The organism is Salinigranum marinum (assembly GCF_024228675.1).
GTDB classification, from domain to species: Archaea; Halobacteriota; Halobacteria; order Halobacteriales; family Haloferacaceae; genus Salinigranum; species Salinigranum marinum.
Genome location: NZ_CP100461.1, coordinates 1,975,057 through 1,995,482 on the forward strand (window position 1 = coordinate 1,975,057; position 20,426 = coordinate 1,995,482).

At 67.6% G+C, this 20,426-nt stretch carries 16 protein-coding genes; 8 read left to right on the forward strand and 8 right to left on the reverse strand.

The genetic code is table 11. From position 1 onward, the window contains the following. Positions 1–108: 108 nt before the first annotated feature. Both sppA and NKJ07_RS09740 read right to left on the reverse strand, forming a co-directional pair. The gene (gene sppA, locus NKJ07_RS09735; RefSeq protein ID WP_318570389.1) at positions 109–1,116 is read right to left on the reverse strand and encodes a signal peptide peptidase SppA; all 1,008 of its coding nucleotides are present in this window, start codon (positions 1,114–1,116) and stop codon (positions 109–111) included. A gap of 50 nt (positions 1,117–1,166) precedes the next feature. Next, complete coding sequence (locus NKJ07_RS09740) at positions 1,167–2,090, reverse strand: coiled-coil protein (RefSeq protein ID WP_318570390.1); 924 nt, start codon at positions 2,088–2,090, stop codon at positions 1,167–1,169. A 471-nt stretch (positions 2,091–2,561) separates the two neighbouring features. On the opposite strand from NKJ07_RS09740, the gene NKJ07_RS09745 reads away from it, so the two are divergent. The 3 genes from NKJ07_RS09745 to NKJ07_RS09755 all read left to right on the forward strand — a co-directional run bounded on the left by NKJ07_RS09745 (position 2,562) and on the right by NKJ07_RS09755 (position 3,980). Continuing rightward, the gene (locus NKJ07_RS09745; protein WP_318570391.1) at positions 2,562–2,978 is read left to right on the forward strand and encodes a DUF371 domain-containing protein; all 417 of its coding nucleotides are present in this window, start codon (positions 2,562–2,564) and stop codon (positions 2,976–2,978) included. Between the two features lie 122 nt (positions 2,979–3,100). Then, positions 3,101–3,469 (forward strand): methylglyoxal synthase, encoded by a 369-nt coding sequence (locus tag NKJ07_RS09750; RefSeq protein WP_318570392.1) that lies wholly within the window; start codon positions 3,101–3,103, stop codon positions 3,467–3,469. Positions 3,470–3,572: 103 nt separating this feature from the next. Next, complete coding sequence (locus NKJ07_RS09755; protein WP_318570393.1) at positions 3,573–3,980, forward strand: DUF7332 family protein; 408 nt, start codon at positions 3,573–3,575, stop codon at positions 3,978–3,980. Between the two features lie 10 nt (positions 3,981–3,990). Here the strand turns inward: NKJ07_RS09755 and NKJ07_RS09760 are convergent, their stop codons facing one another. Continuing rightward, the gene (locus NKJ07_RS09760; RefSeq protein ID WP_318570394.1) at positions 3,991–4,836 is read right to left on the reverse strand and encodes a VOC family protein; all 846 of its coding nucleotides are present in this window, start codon (positions 4,834–4,836) and stop codon (positions 3,991–3,993) included. 97 nt (positions 4,837–4,933) lie between these two features. Then, positions 4,934–5,755: an endonuclease III domain-containing protein gene (locus NKJ07_RS09765; protein WP_318570395.1), complete on the reverse strand. Its 822-nt coding sequence runs from the start codon at positions 5,753–5,755 to the stop codon at positions 4,934–4,936. Positions 5,756–5,893: 138 nt separating this feature from the next. Here NKJ07_RS09765 and NKJ07_RS09770 point away from each other — a divergent pair, with 138 nt between their 5' ends. Continuing rightward, positions 5,894–7,207 carry a cytochrome P450 gene (locus tag NKJ07_RS09770; RefSeq protein ID WP_318570396.1) on the forward strand — a complete coding sequence of 438 codons (1,314 nt, stop codon included), beginning with the start codon at positions 5,894–5,896 and terminating at the stop codon, positions 7,205–7,207. Between the two features lie 82 nt (positions 7,208–7,289). Here NKJ07_RS09770 and NKJ07_RS09775 read toward each other — a convergent pair whose 3' ends face one another. After that, positions 7,290–9,215 carry a beta-CASP ribonuclease aCPSF1 gene (locus NKJ07_RS09775; protein WP_318570397.1) on the reverse strand — a complete coding sequence of 642 codons (1,926 nt, stop codon included), beginning with the start codon at positions 9,213–9,215 and terminating at the stop codon, positions 7,290–7,292. Positions 9,216–9,492: 277 nt separating this feature from the next. On the opposite strand from NKJ07_RS09775, the gene NKJ07_RS09780 reads away from it, so the two are divergent. Next, on the forward strand, positions 9,493–9,981 hold the full coding sequence (locus tag NKJ07_RS09780) for a DUF7984 family protein (RefSeq protein WP_318570398.1): 489 nt from the start codon (positions 9,493–9,495) through the stop codon (positions 9,979–9,981). A 12-nt stretch (positions 9,982–9,993) separates the two neighbouring features. On the opposite strand, the gene NKJ07_RS09785 is transcribed toward NKJ07_RS09780, so the two are convergent. Beyond that, positions 9,994–10,287 carry a hypothetical protein gene (locus NKJ07_RS09785; RefSeq protein ID WP_318570399.1) on the reverse strand — a complete coding sequence of 98 codons (294 nt, stop codon included), beginning with the start codon at positions 10,285–10,287 and terminating at the stop codon, positions 9,994–9,996. 143 nt (positions 10,288–10,430) lie between these two features. On the opposite strand from NKJ07_RS09785, the gene proS reads away from it, so the two are divergent. Continuing rightward, positions 10,431–11,906 (forward strand): proline--tRNA ligase, encoded by a 1,476-nt coding sequence (proS, locus tag NKJ07_RS09790; protein WP_318570400.1) that lies wholly within the window; start codon positions 10,431–10,433, stop codon positions 11,904–11,906. A 96-nt stretch (positions 11,907–12,002) separates the two neighbouring features. Here the strand turns inward: proS and NKJ07_RS09795 are convergent, their stop codons facing one another. Continuing rightward, positions 12,003–13,427 (reverse strand): YjiH family protein, encoded by a 1,425-nt coding sequence (locus tag NKJ07_RS09795; protein ID WP_318570401.1) that lies wholly within the window; start codon positions 13,425–13,427, stop codon positions 12,003–12,005. A gap of 335 nt (positions 13,428–13,762) precedes the next feature. On the opposite strand from NKJ07_RS09795, the gene gltB reads away from it, so the two are divergent. Further along, positions 13,763–18,295 carry a glutamate synthase large subunit gene (gltB, locus tag NKJ07_RS09800; protein WP_318570402.1) on the forward strand — a complete coding sequence of 1,511 codons (4,533 nt, stop codon included), beginning with the start codon at positions 13,763–13,765 and terminating at the stop codon, positions 18,293–18,295. Positions 18,296–18,719: 424 nt separating this feature from the next. Beyond that, positions 18,720–19,709 (forward strand): NAD-dependent epimerase/dehydratase family protein, encoded by a 990-nt coding sequence (locus NKJ07_RS09805; RefSeq protein ID WP_318570403.1) that lies wholly within the window; start codon positions 18,720–18,722, stop codon positions 19,707–19,709. Positions 19,710–19,712: 3 nt separating this feature from the next. Here the strand turns inward: NKJ07_RS09805 and NKJ07_RS09810 are convergent, their stop codons facing one another. Then, on the reverse strand, positions 19,713–20,402 hold the full coding sequence (locus NKJ07_RS09810) for an HD domain-containing protein (protein WP_318570404.1): 690 nt from the start codon (positions 20,400–20,402) through the stop codon (positions 19,713–19,715). Between the last annotated feature and the right edge of the window lie 24 nt (positions 20,403–20,426).

Genomic DNA, 20,426 nt, shown 5'->3' on the forward strand with positions numbered 1-20,426 from the left:
GTGGGGCGACTAAAACAGTCCCGGTCACGTACATCGGTCGTGACTGTCGACCGCGGCTGAGTGTCGGCACTGGTCCGCGGTCGGCCGACGCGGCGTAACGAGCCGCGATCAGAACCGGAGCTTGAGCGGGTCGGTCTCGTCGCCGACGACGCGACTGGCGACGCCCGCTCCGAGCGCGTACGCGACCGACGCCGCGCCGCCGCGGAGGCGGGCCGCGAGCGATTTCTGCGGGCGGAACGCCTCGACGCTCACCTCGTCGCGGTCGAGCAGGTCAGCCATCCGCTCTTCGACCGTGTCGCGCGCGCCGAGCCCGTCGACGAGGCCGCGATCGTGCGCGTCGGTGCCGACGAAGACGCGCGCCTCGGTGTCGCGGATCGCCGCCTCGTCGACGTCGCGGCCCTCCGCGACCCGCGCGACGAAGTGGTCGTAGAAGTCGTCGATGATGCCCTGTAAGTAGGCGCGCTCGTCGTCGTCCATCTCCTTCAGCGCGATGCCGGCGTCCTTGTACTTGCCGGCGGCGAACCGTTCGTACGAGACGCCGAGCCGGTCGGCGAGGCCCGCGACATTCACCCGGGAGCCGATGACGCCGATGCTCCCCACGATCGACGCCTCGCGCGCCCAGAGTTCGTCGCAGCCGCTGGCGATCCAGTAGCCGCCGCTGGCGCAGGTGTCGGTCGCGTACGCCAGGGTTGGGCCGTCGAACTCGACGACGGAACGGCGGATGTCGTCGCTCGGCACCACCTCGCCGCCGGGCGTGTTCAGTTTGACGAGGAGGCCCTCGACGGCGTCGTCCTCCTCGGCGCGTTCGATCTGGTCGACGACGTCGTCGGCGGGCGTCCCCCCCGGACTCGTCGGGAGCGGGCCGGGGCCGCCGTCGCGGCTGATCGGTCCCTCGACGGCCACCTCGGCGACGTCGTAGTCGGGAAAGCGGGTGCCAACGGCGCGTCCCACGGTCCGGACCGCGCCGACGACGAGTCCGACCACGATGAGCACCCCCAGGAGTTCGGCGAGGTCGCCCGGGAACCGGACGAACACGAGCCATCCCAAGAGCGTGGTGACCACGATCGCGACGACGACGGCACCGATAGTGACGACTGTCCGTGTCCGTGTACTCATACCAGTCGGTCCGGACGCGTCGAACAAAAAAGCCGTGAGAACAGACTAACTTAGAGCAGGCCGGCCTTCTGCAGCTTCATGAGGTCCTCGGTATCCAGCGTCTCCCCCTCTTTGAACTGCTGGTAGATCTCCTCGGCCTCTTCCTTGGCTTTCTCGCGCTTCTCGGCGCGTTCGTCCTTGCGCTCTTCTTCCTCTTCCTTGTCCAGTTCGCGCAGCCGCTTCTGGACGCGGACGAAGTCCTCGTGGTGGCGGTCCGCGGCCTCCTGGGCCTCGACGAAGAGGTCGTGCATCTCGTCGGCCTTGTCGCGGATCTCGTCGGCGGCGCGGTAGGACTCGATCATCTGGTTGTGATGTTCCTGGGCCTCGTCGGCGAGTTCGGTCACCTTCTGGTGATGCTGAGAGGCGTCCGAACGGACCGACTCGGCCTCCTCGATGAGCGATTCGAGCTCACCCGAGTCTTCGACCTTCTCCTTGCGCCGCTTGAGTTCCTTGCGCTTGTTCTCGATCTTCTCGATGAGTTCGCGCTCGTCCTCGGTCGAGAGGACCTCAGTCTGCTGGCGGAACTCGAGCTGCTCGATCTCCTCTTGGAGCTCCTCGATGTCCGTCCCGTCGTCGAGCTCCAGGTCGCTTTTCATCTGCTCGACCTGGTCGAACAGCTCGTTCGCCTTCGCGTTGAGCTCGTTGCGCTGCTGTTTGTGTTCCTGGACCTGCTCGTTGAGCTCGTCGCGCTTCTCGCGGTGCGTCTGGGCCTCGTCGACCTTCTCGCGCGTCTTGGCGTTCAGGTCGTCGCGCTTCGAGGCGCGTTCGGAGGCCATCTGGTTGAGCTCGTTTCGTCGGTCTCGCAGCTGGCCTGCGAGCTTGATGAGCTGACCTTTGGAACCGGTTTCGAGCTGTTCGTCGGAGAGCGCGACGTTGCTGGATGTGTCGAGCTCACTGACGTCGAATTCTTCGAGGACTTCTTGTTTTGTTACCATGCGTGATCAAACCTCTGTACCATCACCCTGCCGAGCGCGGCGGCTGCGCGGTTGAGTGCGACCGGCCGTGTAAGAGAACTCCCGATCATTCTGCGTGCTGTGCCGCCGGAACGCCGGTGGCGCTCAGGTATTCATCAATACACTGTTGGGATATTTAAAAACTTCGATGACCGCATGTGTGAAAATCGGTACCATACCACCCAGAACGGCCGCGTTTCGGGTCTCAGCGTTTCTCAGGATCGGTATAAAACAGATGTCGTCGTTCGTGGCGTTCCGACCGTCGGGATGGGTCGTGTTTCGCCCACGTTCGGTTCGAACCGACCGAACGTTTTTGTTTGGTCGGAATCAGTTTCGATCCGTCTACTCGTTTCGCACGACGACCGACGACCGAACCGTCCTCGCCGGCGGGCGACACCGCCGGGGCGCGGCCGAACCGGTGTCCACTTGCCGCTCGCGGGGTCAGATCGGCGTATGAGAGAGGTCATCCACGCCCGCGGTCACGACAACGTCCGGGCCGAACACGCGAGCACCTTCGAGGTGACGACCGACGACTGGCTCACGCCCGCCGGCGACTGCATTATCGCTGTCGAGGCCGACCGCTCGCCCGCTGCGTTCGATCCGGCGTTCGTCGAGGCGTGCCGCGACCGCACGGCGCGGATCACCGCCCGGATAGAGGTGGATGATCACACCCAGACGATCACGGGCCGCGGCCACCCCGACCTCACCTTCGACAGCGACCGCTCGGCCGTCGCGCGCACGAGCGACTACGTCGACGACCGAACCGTGATGGTCGACGCCGACCACGCCGCCGTTGGGGTCGACCGCGCGATGGTCGAGTCGCTCCGGGCGGGCGCGGCGCTCGTCTTCACGCTCAGCGTCGAGGTGTGAGGCGGCTCCGGTCCGGGACTGGATCGATCCGTAACCGACGGCCGGGGACGCGCCTCCGACGGCGACAGGGCGACAGTTCCCCGTGCCATACTTTCAAGCCACGCGGTCACCCACGCTCGCGCATGCGTCTCGCGCTCATCGCTCACGACGAGAAGAAGCCTGAACTCATCGATTTCGCGCAGGAACACGAGCACCTGCTCGGCGAGTGTGATCTCATAGCGACCGGGACGACCGGCAAGCGCCTCCGGGAGGCGACCGCCCTCGACGTCGAACGGAAGCAGTCGGGACCGCTGGGTGGCGACCTCCAGATCGGTGCCGAGGTTGCCGCGGGCACGTGCCACGGGATCGTCTTCTTCCGCGACCCGCTCACGGCCCAGCCACACGAGCCCGACGTCTCCGCGCTCCTCCGGATCTGTGACGTCCACGACGTCCCGCTCGCGACGAACCGGTCCAGCGCCGACGCGATCGTCGAGGCGTTGGTCTCCGGCTAAACGGTTCGATCCATTCAGCCGACTGTTCGCCTCTAGAGCGGACTGTTTGCCCCCGATACTATCTGTTTGTTTGATCTTTTTGCAGTTCCCTATACTCACGTCCATGTCCCGTCCCGGCCCCGTCACCGCACCGTCGCTCGTCGTCTCGGCGCTCGTGCTCGCCCTCGTCGTGGCCGCACCGCCGGTGTCCGCGGTCACGACGGCCGCCGCGACCACGGGGCCCGAAGCGGAGGAGAACCGGTGTTTTTCGCCGAACGGGACGGGGTTCGTGATCGGCACCGAGAGCCCACAGCTCCGCCTCGTGGTTCATCTGTCGCTGTTGTCCGCGGTCGTCGACGGCGAGGAGGCGAACGCGACGCGCTTCGTCGCGGACCCGTTCGAGCCGTTCGCGTTCGCCTTCGACTACCGGTTCACGGTCCCGGCGTTCGAGGGGACGGCGGCGGACGCCGACTACCGCGCCGCCGACGCGCCGGTCGAGGGGCCGGTCGAGGAGGCGGCGTGTTCGACCTGAATCGGGCGCGTCAGGACTCGACGGTCAAGTGGACGCCGATCCCGTCCGGGTCGACGACCCGCCCGTCGGGGGAGACATCTATCCCTCTGGCGGCGAGGTGCTCGCGGAGATCGTCGAGCGTCGCCCGGTCGGGGAGGCGGAACTCGAACCACTCGATCCCCCAGTGTGCGCCGCTGGCTTCCTGCCGTCGGTTCCACGTGTTGAGGCCGACGTGGTGGTGGTACTCCCCGGCGGCGACGAACAGCGCCCCCCGGTACGCCTCCGTCCGGACGTTCAACCCGAGGCCGTCGACGTAGAACGACCGCGCACGGTCGAGCGCGGTCACTTCGAGGTGGACGTGTCCGAGGTCCGTACCGGCGGGCACGGCGTCGCCACCGGTCGCCGCCGCGGCCACGTCGTCGAGGTCCAGTCGAAGGGTGTCCATCTCGACCCCGTCGTCGGTGGTCGTCCACGCCCCGCGCGGGCGGTCGGAGTAGATCTCGACGCCGTTTCCCTCGGGGTCGCGGAGGTAGAGCGCCTCGCTCACGAGGTGGTCCGACGCGCCGGTGAGCGACGCATCCGAGGCCTCGATCCGCGCGAGGGCGTCGCCGAGCGCCGCCCGACTCGGCACGCGGACGGCGAGGTGGAACAGGCCCGCGGCGTCGTCCGGACGGGCGGGCGCGCCGGGGTCCTCGTGGAGGACGACCAGTGGCTCCCCCGCGGCGGAGAGAACCGCTTCGTCCCCGTCGACGGCGACGTCGAGCCCGACCACGTCGCGGTAGAACGAGAGGAGTCGATCGATCGAGCCGACACGGAGGGCGACCCGGCCGACACGGGCCGTGCCGGGCATGGTGAACTCGGTGGGGGAAGCGGACATGCCGCGATGTACGCCCGGCACGGAGAAAACGTGTCTCCTCGGCTGCGTCGGCGACGCGGCGGTCGGTCGTGCGCCGGGATCGGTTGACGGGCGGTTCTCAGCCGTCGACGACTTCGCTCGGGTCGACGACCTCCCCGTCGAGTTCGTCGATCCCCACACGGTCACACAGGTCGTACAGCGGGCAGGCCTCGGGCCCGTCGAGACAGGCGGGTTTGCGGGCAGCGCAGTACTCGCGGCCGAACTGGATCATCGCTGTGTGCCCGAAGCCGCACTTCTCCGCGGGGACGTTCCCTTCCAGGTGCGCTCGGACCGCCTCGTGGTCGGCGGCGGCGGGCGCGAGTCCCATCCGCCGAGCGATGCGGTGGACGTGGGTGTCGACGGGGAAGACGCCGCCGCGACCGCCGGCGAACAGGAGCACGCAATCGGCGGTTTTGGGACCGACGCCGGACACCGAGAGGAGCGTCTCGCGGACCTCGCCCGGGTCGCGCTCGCGGACGAAGTGGTCGAATTCGGGAGTAGAACCGAACCGGTCGAGCGCCCACTCGGCTGCTCGGATAATGACCTCGGACTTCTGGTTGTACAGCCCCGCCGAGGCGATCGTCTCGGCGAGGTCGTCCTGCGGGACGCCGGCGAGCGTCTCGGCCAGGCGGTCAGCGGGCCCGTACCGCTCCATGAGGCTGTCGTGGGCCGGCTGGCTCGCCTTGTCCGAGGTGTTCTGACTCAAGATGGTGCGAACCAGGCACTCGAAGCCGTCCTGGCCGCCGTAGGCCTTCTGCCAGTACATCTCGCCGAGCGCGTCGACGACCGCCTCCGCGCGCGTCTCGGCCTCGTGGTCGCTCCCCTCGAACGCGGCGAACGCCCCGCCACCCGCGTCGCCGCCGCTGATGTTCTCTGCGGGTTCGTCCCGTCGGTCGCTCATCGTGACGATGGTCGGACCGCGTCGGTAGAAACGTGACGGCTCCGGCGGCCGGCGCGGACGCGGACGGGACGCGGACGGGAACGAGTGTGAGCGCGACCGGCCGTCAACGATTACCTCGCGCGGCCCCGAGCGACCCACATGCACGCGCCGCACTCGCCGCCGGGCGACCCCGTCGTCGGCAACGCCCTCCGGTTCGCCCGCGCCCCGCTCGACTACCTCGATGCCATCGGCGACGCCTACGCGGACGGAATCGTCCACCTCTCGGGGGCGGTCGGCCCCGGCATCTACGTCGTCCTCGACCCCGGGCTCGTCCAGCGGGTGCTCGTCGACGACCACGGTCGCTACCGAAAGCCGGGGTTCCGGCCCGAACTCGTCGACCCACTGGTCGGCGAGGGACTGCTGACCAGCGGGGGCGACCACTGGCGACGCCAGCGAACGACGCTCCAGCCCGCCTTCTTCACCTCGCGGCTCCGCGGCTTCGGCGACACCATCGTCGACTTCACCCGAGCGACGACGGCGGGGTGGACCGACGGCGACGAGTTCGACCTCTACCGCGAGCTCGGGGTGCTCACCGTCCGGATCATCTCGCGCCTGCTCCTCGGCGTCGACCTCTCGCGCGCGGACGCCGCCGCGGTCGGCGACGCGATGCTCGACGTCGGCGAGGGACTGGCCGTCTCGCCCGGTGGCGTCGTCCGTCCGCCATGGCTCCAGACGCCCCCGCCGCGCGAGTACCAGCAGGCGATCCGCGAACTCGAAGACGTGACCGCGCGGGTGGTCGCGATGCACGAACCCGGCGGCGACGACGTGCTCTCGCTGCTGGAACGGGCCATCGCCGACGACCCCGACGCGTTCCCCGCGGACGAACTCCGCGACCAGGTGATGACGATGCTCCTAGCGGGGCACGAGACCACCGCGCTCACGCTCACCTACGCGCTCTCTCTCCTCTCGTGGAACCCGGCGGCGCGTGCGACCCTCCACGACGAGGTCGACGCGGTGGTCGACGGCGCGCCCAGGTGGGAGGACCTCGCGGCGCTCGACTACACGGAGCAGGTGATCCACGAGACGCTCCGCGTCCTTCCCCCGGTGTGGGCGCTGTTCCGCGAACCGCTCGCCGACGTCCGCCTCGGCGACTACCGTCTCCCCGCGGGCGCGCCGCTGATGCTCCCGCAGTGGGCGATCCACCGGAGTCCCAGACACTGGGACGCTCCCGACGAGTTCGATCCCGGGCGGTGGGCCGAGACGAAGCCCGCGGAGGTACCCGCGTACTTCCCGTTCGGTGCCGGCCCGCGGGCGTGTATCGGGCGGCAACTCGCCATCGTCGAGTCGAAGCTCATCCTCGCGACGCTGTTCGCCGACTGGGACGTGGAGGTGACAGTCGACGACCTGCCGCGGCGGGCGGCGATCACGATGCAACCGACCGAGGCGGTCCCGGCGGTCGTCCGCCGGCACTGAGCGGTCGCTCCCGACAGTGACGGTCGTGAGGTGAGGATATCGAATCGCCTCGCGCGTGGTCCGGAAACGGGCCGCCTGCCGGCTACTTGAACCGGAACGTCTCGAGGTTCTTCGGCGCGAACGTCCGCATGTTGTAGTTGTGGTACAGCGCCGACGAGAGGTCCTGCACCGAGCGTTCGTCGCCGTGGACGCAGAGCACCTTCTCCGGGCGGGGGTTCATCGTCTTCACGAAGTTCTCCAGGCCCTGTCGATCCGCGTGGCCGGAGAAGCCGTCGACGGTCTCGACGCCCATCTTCAGCGTGAGCGTCGACGACCGCCCCCTGTCGTTGCGGTCGTTCACCGGGATCTCGTCCCAGCCGTTCTGGATTCGTCGACCGAGCGTCCCCTGCGCCTGGTAGCCGACGAAGACGAGGTTCGAATCCGGGTCGGGGCCGAGGTGGCGGAGCCAGGACATGATCGGCCCGCCGGTGATCATCCCGGAGGTCGAGAGGATGATCGCGGGGCCGCCGTCCTTCACTTCCTGGCGCTCGTCCTCGCCGCCGTCGATGTGGTTGAACTCCTCGGCGAGGAAGGGGTTGGCGTCCTCGTGGAAGATCCTGTCCCTGAGGTCGTCGCGGAGGTACTCGGGGTAGGTAGTGTGGATCGCCGTCGCCTCCCAGATCATCCCATCGAGGTGGACGGGCATGGAGGGGATCTTGTCGTTCCGCATGGCTTCCTCCAAGACGAGCATGATCTCCTGAGAGCGCCCCACTGCGAACGCGGGAATGACGACCTTCCCGCCCTGGTCGTGCGTCTGCTTGATGATGTCGAGCAGTTTGCGCTCGGAGTCCTCCTGGTCGGTCTGGTAGTCGTTTCTGCCGCCGTAGGTCGACTCGAGGACGAGCGTCTCGACGCGGGGGAAGTCGTTGACCGCGCCGTTGAACAGCCGGGTGTCCTTGTAGTGAATGTCGCCCGAGAAGGCGACGTTGTAGAGGCCGTCACCGATGTGGAAGTGGGTGACCGCCGAACCCAGGATGTGGCCTGCGTTGTGGAACGTGAGTTTCACGTCCGGCGCGATGTCGGTCACGTCGCCGTATTCGAGCGGAATACAGTGCTTGATCGCCGCGCGGACCATCTCCGACTCGTACGGCGGGGTCCGGCCTTCCTTCGAGGCGACGTCGAGGTAGTCCAGCGTGAGCAGTCCCATCAGGTCGCGCGTCGGCTCCGTACAGTAGATGGGACCGTCGTAGCCGTACTTGAATAGGAGGGGAATGAGCGCGGAGTGGTCGAGGTGGGCGTGGGTGAGGACGACCGCGTCGAGCGTGTTCGCCCCCGCCCCGAGCGCCTCCGGCACCTGGAGGTACGGAACCTCCCCCTCGGCACCGGGCTTGTCGCCGCAGTCGATCAGCACCCGGGTCTCGGGGGTCGACAGGATGAACGAGGCCCGCCCGACCTCGCGGCAACAGCCCAGGGTGGTGATCCGCACCCACTCGTCGTTCGACAGTTCCTGGCGGTGGATCTGTCGGCCGACGCGTTCGAGGATCGACCGGCGTTCCTCGCGCTCCTGTTTGAGGAAGTTGCGGACGTTCGAGACGGTGGCCGACTCGATCGGCGGCGTCCGGACGACCTCGGGGGTCCAGCCGACCTCCTGGGTTATTTTACGAAGGGTGGAGCCGTGTCGCCCGATGACCATCCCGGGCTTTGCGGCCTCGATGACGATCTCGCCGGTGTCCTCGTGGAAGTCCAGCGAGGTGACGCCGGCCTCCTCGGGGATGACGTCGAGCACCTGCGCCTCGGCCTCCCGCGGCGGAGTGAGCACGTCGGGGTCGGGCCGAACCGTGATGCGTTTCCTGAGCTTGGAGGCCAGTTTGCGGATGAGGTCGCCGTTGCGAGCGAACTGCTTGGGATGTCTGGTGTACACCACCAGCTCCGGTCCCTCGTACTTCACGTCCGAAACCGAGATGTCCGTCGGGAGTTCGGCCTCGATCTCTGCTTGTAGATTTTCGAGCTGTTTGTCTACGGAACTCATAACTGAGAACGATCCGCCCAGCCTGTGGACGTATCGGGGTCGGGTTCGTCCACCGCCACCTCACCGCGGTCGTCGGCCTCGCCCGCGACGGCGGTCACTCGGGTGGGAGCGGACCGGTGAGGGGAGAGCCGAGAGTGCATTGTCGACTAGGTCAGTAGTGCAGTGTCGTGACTGCGGTGCGGGAAGAGGCAGTGAGAACCCGCTTAGTCGGTTCTATCACCGCGGAGTTATAAAAGCCTTCGCAAACGCGAAGTGTCCGCTCCCCCTCGGGCGACCCATGCGACTCACGCCCGACCGGGTCGAAGCCGAGTACGAGTGGACGCGAGCACGTGCGCCACGGATCGTCACCGTCATCAACGACACCCGGGCGCGACTGGGGGCGGCGTTCGACGTCACGGTCGACCCCGTGACCGAGGCCGACTACCGCAGGGAGGTCGACGCGGTGTTCGCCAATGGGGAACGCGGGGTCAACGTCGCGGCGTACGTCGCGCTCCTCCGCGACCTCGACGTCGACGGCGACTACCCGGGGTTCGTCGTCGACGAGGTCCTCGGGCGGGAGTTGGCGGCGACGATCGCGGGCGGCCAACCGCTCGCGCTCCTGGCGCAGGCGACGTTCCACATCGCGGACGTGTTCACCCACAGCGACGGCGTCGCCGGCGTCGACGACCTCGACGCGGCGCTCGCGGCGGGCTTTCAGACCCGGCTCCCCGGCTGGTCGTGGCGCGACGGCGACCCCTTTGCGGTGTCGACGCGCGGTGAGGACTGAGCGGGGCTGTCGTCAGTCAGTGCCGGCTGTCGCCGCCCCCGGGGGTGGCGACGACCGGATGCCAGTGCCAACAGACCGTCTGAGCGCCGGCCTCACCGGATGAGCCGCGAGCACCGGGGCGCGTGCTGGACGCCCAGCCTCGACTTCGAGCGCGTCGAGGCGCTCGGCGACGCACCGCTCGCGGCTCCGACACGGCGTGACGTTCACCAGCACGTCGTGTTCGTACTCCGCGAGGAGCACCGGCGGGACCCGCTGGGTGAGGGCGGTAATCGGTGGCGAGTAGCTACCCCGACCGGTCGGGGACACACGACCGGACCCGGTCGGCGTGAGGTGCCGACGAATCGGCGCGGGGGCGACGGAGCGGGGGCGGCTGTCCCGTGTGGGTCAGGTGGGCGATCGAAACCGACCGTTCGGGGTCTTTAAGACGGCGCTGACGCAACGCCACGGCAATGACCGACGACCAGGAGCTCGGGATCACCGAGTCGAAGTCACACAGAACGGGCGAGTGGTACGCCGAAGTCGTACAGAAGGCGGGGCTGGCGAACTACGCCCCCGAGGGGATGAGCGGGTTCATCATCACCCGTCCGCGCGGCTACGCGCTCTGGGAGCGGCTCCAGCGGGCGCTCGACGCGAAGTTCAAGGCCACGGGCGTCCGGAACGCCTACTTCCCGCTTTTCATCCCCGAGTCGTACCTCGAACGCGAGAAGGACGTCGTCGAGGGGTTCGACCCCGAGGTGGCGTGGGTCACCCACGGCGGCCACGAGGAGCTGGAAGAACGCCTCGCCGTCCGGCCTACCTCGGAGTCGATCATCGCGCCGTACATGAGCCAGTGGGTCCGGAGTCACCGCGACCTCCCCCTCAGGGTGAACCAGTGGGCCTCCGTCGTCCGCTGGGAGGCGACGGAGACGAAGCCGTTCTTCCGGACGAAGGAGTTCCTCTGGCAGGAGGGCCACACCGCCCACGCGACCCACGACGACGCGTGGGAGGAGACGGTTACCCGGCTGGACCAGTACCAGGAGACGTACGAGGAGGTGCTCGCGATTCCCGTCCTCAGAGGGCAAAAGCCCGACCACGACAAGTTCCCCGGCGCACACACGACGACGACGGTCGAGGCGCTGATGCCCGACGGCAAGTCGGTGCAGGGCGCGACGAGCCACCACCTCGGCACCTCCTTCGCCGAGGCGTTCGACATCACCTACACCGACGAGGCCGAAGAGGAGCAGGTCGCCCACACCACCTCCTGGGGACTCTCCTGGCGGGCGCTCGGCGCGCTCATCATGACGCACTCGGACGACCAGGGACTCGTCCTCCCGCCGGCGATCGCGCCCGAGCAGGTCGTCGTCGTCCCCATCTGGCAGGCCGACACCAAGGACGCGGTGCTCGACTACGCCGCGGGCGTCGCCGACGAACTCGCCGACGCCGGTCTCAGGGTCGAACTCGACGACCGCGACGAGCGCAATCCGGGGTTCAAGTTCAACGAGTGGGAGCTGAAGGGCGTCCCCCTCCGGATCGAGATCGGCCCGAACGAGGTCGACGACGGGGTGCTCACCCTCGCGCACCGCCCCGACGGCGAGAAACACGAGGTCTCCCGGGAGGGCGTCGTCTCCACGGTCGAAGACCACTTCGACGAGGTGTACGCGAAGCTGTACGCCGCCGCGGAGGAGACGCTCGAGGGAAGCGTCCGCCACGCGGACAGTCGAGACGAGATCCTGGGCACGCTGGGTCGACACGGCGGCTACGTGAAAGCGCCGTGGTGCGGCAAGGAGGCCTGCGAGACCGAGATCAAAGACCAGATCGCCGCCGAGATCGTCATGGTGCCGTTCCACGCCGACGACGAACCTGGCGAACTCGTCCACGAGGGCGAGGCGTGTGCGATCTGTGGCGACGAGGCGGTCGAGACGGCGTACTTCGCGAAGTCGTACTGAGCCGGGGCGTCGAGAGACCGGACGCCGAGGGGCGCGGCGGCGTGTCGCGTTCGGCCGCCGCGATCCCCACGGTCGGCCGGGAGCGACGACGGCCGGCTACCCGAGAACGCCGAGGAAGGCGAGAAGGTGGGTGAGCCCGGCGATCAGCGGGACGAGAACGACCGTCCGCATGACGAACAGCACCACGAGGTCACGGAACCGAACCGGGACGTCGCTGAACATGTCCATCGTCATAGGACCGACGCTCGAGAAGAAGATCAGCTGAGAGACGGCCAACACGGCGACGAAGAACTTCGCCTTCAGGGCGGTTTCGGTGACGAGCAACACCGGCACGTACATCTCGGTGATGCCGACGATCGTCGCCGGCGCCACGGTCGCCGCGTCGGGGATGCCGAGCGCGGCGATGACGGGGGTGAGTGGCCGGCCGAGGATGTCGAAGACGGGCGTATTCGCGGACAAAAGCGTCGCCGCGAGACCGACCGCAAGGATGGTCCCGAGGATCAGGCTCGTGAGTTTGAGTCCGTCGACGAACCCGCGCGTGGCCGCGGCGGTGAAGCTCTCCCCCTCCTCGGCTTTCTTGACGGCCTCCGAGAGGGCGAGTCGGACGTACTCCGTCGGCCCGCCCGAGAAGGCCACTTCGGGATCCGGCTCGGCGATGTACTCCTCGGGGATCGTCGAGATCGGCGGGATCCGAACCAGGATCACGGCCGTAACGACGACACAGACGAAGTACGCCGCGAAGACGACCGGGAAGAGGTCGAGGATCTCGAGCGTGGCGGCGACGACGCCGACGAAGCCGATGCTGACGGTCGAGAAACACGTCGCGATGGTGAAGACGTCACGCTTGTGGTACCCTCCCTGCTCGAAGACGTTCCGCGTCACGTAGAGCCCGACGCTGTACGAGCCGACCCACGAGGCGAGGCTGTCGAGCGCCGCCCGCCCCGGGATCTTGAACAGCGGTTTCATCACCGGACGGGCGAGCGTCCCGACGAACTCCAACCCACCCAGTTCGACGAAGATGGTGATGAAGATCGCCCCGATCGGGATGATGACGCCGACGCTGTACACGAGCGTCCCCCACATCAGCCCGCCCGTTCCGGGGGTGTGCAGCCAGGCGGGCCCCAGTTTGAAGAACATCACCGGCGCGAGGACGAGCCCCGCCAGTCGGAGCAGCCAGAACGCCGTCGACGTCTCGAAGTACGAGAGGTCGTAGCCCGCGACCGTCGGCGAGCCGAGCCTCGCGGCGGTCGTCAACACCCCGCCGGCGACGATGATCGCGAGGGAGTAGACGCCGACGGCGTTCGGTGCGCCCTCGGTAATCGTGCTCACGACGATGTCGAACGGGACGGTGACCTGCCCCTGGTACGGCACGGGGACCAAGAAGAACACCGCACCGATCACGAACGCGGTGACGAACTTGAGCACCGGCCGCCCACGGATGTCGTGTAAGTCGAGTTCGTCGATGCTCCGTGCGCTTCGGGTGGAGTCGACCGTCCACGTGCGTTTTCCTTCGGTTGACATATTCCACAGTGTGTGACAGTATAGCATAAACGTACGATTTCCATACGGAGCCGACTTTATACGCGATCGGGAGACCGAACCGACAGACCGGCCACACGACCCCCTCGGCTCCGGCGGCGCGGCGGTCGGCAGTCGCGGCCCACGCCGTCGTCAGCGTGTGCTCACCGCTGTCGCTTCGTCTCCCCCGGGCGGTCGTACACGATCGTTCGTCTCGTTCGGCGTGTGTCGACTCCCTCGACGGAAGGATACAGATACCTTAAATTGCCTTATATGTGACTTACACACCCTTATCCCTTTATGAATAGCCTGATAAGGAGGAAGTGCCAGGTGGACGTATGACCAAGCCACAGAGAGACACCCACGCCGCATCGGCGGGGCTCGCGGATCCGGCCGACGAGCGCTCGAACTGCGGCGTTGGTGCCGTAATCGACCTCGACGGCGGCTCCTCTCACGACGTCGTCTCGGACGGGCTCGACCTGCTGAAGAACCTCGAACACCGCGGGACCACCGGTGCCGAGGAGAACACCGGTGACGGGGCCGGCATCCTCATCCAGCGACCGGACGAGTTCTTTGCGGCAGTCGTCGACACCGACCTCCCCGAGACGTACGCGGTCGGGTCGATCTTCATGCCACAGAACGGTGACGACCGGCGCGCGCTCGAGTCGGTCGTCGAGTCGACGCTCGCCGACCACGGCGTCGACGTGCTCACCTGGCGCGACGTCCCCACGGAGAACGCGGATCTCGGACGGACCGCGCTCGAATCCGAGCCGGACGTCAGACAGCTGTTCGTCGCGCCCGCCAACGGGATGTCGACCGAGGAGTTCGACCGGGCGCTGTACGTCGGCCGGCGCGACCTCGAGAAGGCGGCCGAGTCGACCGAACTCCCCGGCGCGGAGCGTTTTTACGTCTGCTCGCTTGACCGCAAGACCGTCGTCTACAAGGGACTGCTGAAGAGCGAACAGCTCCCCGCCTACTACCCGGACCTCACCGACGAGCGGATGAAGACGACGCTGACGCTCGTCCACGCGCGCTTCTCGACGAACACCCTGGGTGCATGGCACCTCGCCCACCCGTACCGAAACATCATCCACAACGGCGAGTTCAACACGATCCAGGGGAACATCAACTGGATGCGGGCCCGGGAGACGGATCTCGCCCACCCCGACTTCGGGGCGGAGCTCGAGACGCTGATGCCGATCATCAACGACCCGAACCAGTCCGACACCGCCTCCGTGGACAACGCGATCGAACTCCTGCTCAACACGGGGCGGGAGCTCCCGCACGTCCTCCGGATGCTCATCCCCGAGGCGTTCGAGGGCGACGAGGAGATGGCTCCCGAGCGGAAGGACTGGTACGACTTCCACGCCTCGCTGATCGAGCCCTGGGACGGGCCAGCGCTCGTCGCCGCCACCGACGGCGACCGGGTCGCGGCGGTCCTGGACCGAAACGGCCTGCGACCGTGTCGGTACGACATCACCGAGGATAACACGCTCGTCATGGCGAGCGAGGTCGGCGCACTCGACACCGAGCCCGCCGACATCAGGGAACGCGGCCGCCTGAAACCCGGACAGCTGTTCATGGCCGACCCCGAGGACGGGCGCGTCATTCCCGACGCCGAGGTGTTCGACCAGCTCACGGACGAGAAGTACGGCGAGTGGGTCCGCGACCACCAGCTGAACCTCTCGGAGATCTCGGACGGTGACCTCCTGCCCAGGGAGCGAACCGAACAGCTCCGCGCACAACAGGCGGCGTTCGGCTACACCCACGACCAGCTCAACCACCTCATCAAGCCGATGGCGCAGTCGGGGAAGGACCCCGTCGGCTCCATGGGCGACGACACCCCGCTGTCCGTTCTGTCGGAGTTCAACCGCCCGCTGTTCACGTACTTCAAACAGCTGTTCGCGCAGGTGACGAACCCGCCGCTGGACTACATCCGCGAGGAACTCGTCACCTCGCTCGAATCCAGGCTGGGGTTCCAGCGGAACCTCCTGGACGAGACGCCCGAACACGCCCAGCAGCTCGTCCTCGACTCGCCGGTCCTCACGGACAGCCAGGCGGCCGCGATCAAGGCGCTCGACGGCGACGTCTCGACGGCCGTCGTCGACATCACCTACGAGACGGAGAAGACGCTCGAATCGGCGGTCGAACGCGTCCGCGAGGACGTCAAGCGGGTCATCGACGACGGGGCGACCATCGTCGTGCTGTCTGACCGCGACATCGGGCCCGAGCGGGTCGCGATCCCGAGTCTCCTCGCGACCGGCGCGGTCCACCACTCGCTCGTCCGGAACGGGCTCCGCAACCACGCCGGGCTCGTCCTCGAATCGGGCGACCCCCGCGAGGTCCATCACCTCGCGACGCTCGTCGGCTACGGAGCCGACGCGGTCAACCCCTACCTGGCGTACCAGACCATCTGTGACGTCGTCGCCGGCCCCGACGGAGCCGACGAGGCCGAAGCCATCGCGGCGTACAAGAAAGCCCTGGAGGACGGCCTCCTGAAGACGATGGCCAAGATGGGCATCTCCACCGTGGAGTCGTACCAGGGTGCACAGATCTTCGAGGCCGTCGGGCTCGACTCGTCGTTCATCGCGGAGTACTTCGAGGGGACCGAGATCCGAACCGAGGGGATCGGTCTCCCACAGATCGAGGAGGACCTGCTCACTCGGCACGCGGTCGGCTACGGTGCCGACCCCGACCTCGAACGTCAGGGCGAGTACGAGAACCGCTCGAACGGGCTCCACCACCGCTGGAACCCCCAGACCGTCGGGACGCTCCAGCAGGCCGTCCGCTCCGGGAGCTACGAAAAGTACGGTGACTTCGCCGAGCTGGTGAACGACCAGACGAAGGAGCTGCAGACGCTCCGGGGGCTCTTGGAGTTCGACTCCGACCGCGACCCCGTCCCGATCGAGGAAGTCGAGGAGATCGAGGAGATCGTCACCCGGTTTTCGACGGCGGCGATGTCGCTCGGGAGCCTCTCGCCCGAGGCACACGAGAACAACTCCATCGCGATGAACCGCCTCGGCGGGAAGTCCAACACCGGTGAGGGCGGCGAACCCCCTGAGAGATTTGGCACCGAGAAGGAGTGTAACGTCAAGCAGGTCGCCTCGGGCCGCTTCGGCGTCACCTCCGATTACCTCACCCACGCCGACGAGATCCAGATCAAGATGGCACAGGGGTCGAAGCCGGGCGAAGGTGGCCACCTCCCCGGCAAGAAGGTCAACGAGATGATCGCTCACGTCCGCTACTCCACGCCCGGGGTCGGGCTCATCTCGCCGCCGCCGCTGCACGACATCTACTCCATCGAGGACCTCAAGCAGCTCATCCACGACCTCAAGATCGCCAATCCTGAGGCAGATATCAACGTCAAGCTCGTCTCCGAGGCGGGCATCGGCACCATCGCCGCCGGCGTCGCCAAGGCCAACGCGGACGTGGTCCACATCTCGGGTGACTCCGGCGGCACCGGCGCCTCCCCCAAGACGTCGATCAAGAACGCCGGCCTCCCGTGGGAACTCGGTCTCGCGGAGGCGAACCAGATGCTCCGAGCGACGAACCTCCGCTCGCGCATCAAGGTCACGACCGACGGCGGGATGATGACCGGCCGCGACATCGCCGTCGCCGCCCTCTTGGGCGCCGAGGAGTATATCTTCGGGACGGCGTCGCTCGTCACGAGCGGCTGCGTGATGGCGCGGCAGTGTCACGAGAACACCTGTCCCGTCGGCGTCGCGACGCAGAACGAGAAGCTCAGGGAACGGTTCCCCGGCAAGCCCCAGCACGTCATCAACTACATGACGTTCATGGCCCAGGAGCTCCGGGAGATCATGGCCGAACTCGGCTTCCGGACGATCGACGAGATGGTCGGCCGCCCCTCCCTGTTGAAACAGCGCGAGACCGACCACCCGAAGGCAAAGCATCTGGATCTCTCGGCGATCATCGCCGAACCCGCTCCCGGTCCACGGTACAAGACCGAACAACAGCGCCACGCGGACGTCGCCACGCAGTTGGATCACGACCTCATCGAGGAGGCACAGCCCGCACTCGATGAGGGGCGACGGGTCCGCATCCAGTCGGAGATCTCGAACGTCGACCGCGCGGTCGGGGCGATGCTCTCGAACCGCATCTCGAAGGCGTACGGCGGGGCGGGCCTGCCGGACGACACGATCAGCGTCGATTTCGACGGCATCGCCGGGCAGTCGTTCGGCGCGTTCCTCGCCAACGGCGTGACGATGCGCATCGAGGGTGCGTGCAACGACTACGTCGGCAAGGGCCTGTCCGGTGGAAAAGTCATCGTCCGCACGCCCGAGGACGCGGCGTACGCCGCCGACGAGAACGTCCTCATCGGTAACGTCGCGCTGTACGGCGCGACCCAGGGTGAGGCATACATCAACGGCGTCGCCGGCGAGCGCTTCGCCGTCCGCAACTCGGGCGTGAAGGCCGTCGTCGAGGGCGTCGGAGACCACGGCTGTGAGTACATGACCGGCGGGGTCGTCGCGGTGCTCGGCGAGACCGGGAAGAACTTCGCGGCCGGGATGTCCGGCGGGGTCGCGTACGTCTACGACCCCGACGGCGAGTTCGAGCGCTTGGCCAACACCGGGATGGTGACGCTCGACGAGACGCTGGAGGAGTCCGACGAGGCGATGCTCCGCCGCCTCGTCGAGAACCACGCCAAGTACACCGACTCCGACCGGGCGGCGTGGATGCTCGACGACTGGGGACGAGTACGAGAACAGTTCGTGAAGGTGATGCCCGACGCCTACGCCGAGGTCATCGCCGAGCGCGCCCGCGACGACGTGCGCAACGACCTCCCCGACGAGGCCAGCGCCACTGCCGTCGACTCCGACGTCGAGGGCGTCGCGACGACCGGCGACGACTGAGGTTCGAGGGGCGGAGGTCGACGGTCGAACGCGAGGCGAGTTTTTCCTCTGGTGCTCTCCGATCGGTGGTGTCCGGTCACGACGTACGATTCTGCCGAACTCGGTTCCGTAGGCGGATGAGCCGACGGAACGGGCGCGATCGTCGAAGCGGCGAGCTGCCACGTCACCGAAGCACCTGCGGCGTCGAGCCGTTCGGTCGTTCGCCTCCGCGCCCTCGAACACCTCCCCGACCGATTCGCCCCGAACGTTCATATCCGATCGCGAGGCCACCACACGTCGTGCCCCCGAGCGGGACCACGGAGTGTCAGCGGTCGCGTGGTGCGTCCGCTCCGTGTGCGGCGTGAGAGACGCACCGCCAGTCCGCCACCCACGGCCGGCTCCGCACGGGTGGCACGCTTTAGCGTCGACGGTCCGAACCGTCGGTATGGACACCGCACTCGTCATCGGCGGGACACGCTTCGTCGGCCGGCACCTCGTCGATCACCTCCTGGATCAGGGCTACGACGTCACGCTGTTCAACCGTGGGAACCACGGCAACCCCTTCGCCGATCATGACCGTGTCGATCACGTCGCCGGCGACCGCACGGTGAAGACGGATCTGCAGGCCGCGGCGATGACGACGGCGTACGAGGCGGTCTTCGACGTGGTCGCGTACCATCCGGGCGATGTCGAGACCGCTGTCGAGGTGTTCGCCGACGCCGACGCGTACGTCTACGTCTCCAGCGGGGCGGCGTACGGGGCCGAGGAGATCCCGAAGCGGGAGGGAGAGACCTCGCTGAAGCCGTGCACGCCGAAACAGGCGACCGACGACTCTCGGACGACGTACGGCGCGCGGAAGGCGGCGGGCGACCGTGTCGTGTTCGAGGCGGCCGAGGAGGGCGTTCGTGCGATGTCGGTCCGGCCCTGTGTCGTCTACGGGCCACACGACTACACCGAGCGGACGGACTACTGGCTCGCACGCGTGCGCGAGAACGACCGCGTGCTCGTCCCGGGCGACGGGACGAACGTCTGGCACCGCGTCTACGCGCCGGACGTGGCGCGGGCGATGCGGCTCGTCGCCGAGCGAGGGGAGGCGGGAGAGGCCTACAACGTCGGGGACCGCCGGCTCACCACGCTCGCGGAGTACGTCGAACTCGTCGCGGACGCGATGGGGCAGGAGGTCGAGGTCGTCACCGCCGGCGGACGGGCGCTGGCGGCCGGCGACCTCTCATCGAACGACTTCCCGCTGTACCGGCCGTACCCACACGTCATGTCGACGGCGAGGCTCGCGGCGCTGGGCTGGGAGTCGACACCGTTGGCGACGGCGATGCGCGCGACGGCGGCCGACCACCGCGAGAGCGACCGCGACGGGAGCGGCCTCGGCCCTGCCCGGATGGCCGAGGAACGCGTTCTTGGGGTGCTGGATACGATGTGACGCTTACCCGCCGAACCCCTCGTGGTCCATGTTCGGCACCTCGTCTTCGAGCCACTCCTGGAACCACTTCACGCGGGTGAGCCGTTGGTGGACGAGGCTCTCGGCGGTGTCCGACTCGACCCGTCGGGAGGCGTCCTGTCCGCGCTCGAGGACCCGCTGAACCATCTCGGCGGCGTCCATGTGCGTCCGTGCCTCGTAACCCATCCGCAGGATCATCAGCGCCGTCCCGTTGGCACCGACCTTGTCGATGATATCCGCTTCGATGAGACACCGGGTTTCGAGCGAGACGTCGGCGAGCGGCCCCTGGTAGGAGTGCTCCGCGATCACCTGACACACCTGCTCGACGAACGACTGCGCGAACTCCCCGTGCGTCGAGAGGTACTCGCGTGCGACGCGTGCGCCTTCCTCCGCGTGGACTTCCTGGTCGGCTTCGAGTTTCGCGATGTCGTGGAACAGCGCCGCGACTTTGACCACGTCGACGTCGGCACTCTCGCGCGTGGCGATCTCCGCCGCGAGGTCGACGACGTTGAGAATGTGGTTGTAGCGGTACTCCGCGCTGTGCCACGGATACCAACGCATTCGCCCGCCGTTGTCCTCGTTCTCGACGCTCGCGTCGAGGTAGTCGTAGACGAACGCCTCCATCTCCTCGAAGGCACTGTCCGGAACGGGCGACTCCTTGATTTCAACGCCCACGGCAACACCTCCCGAGTTCGAATC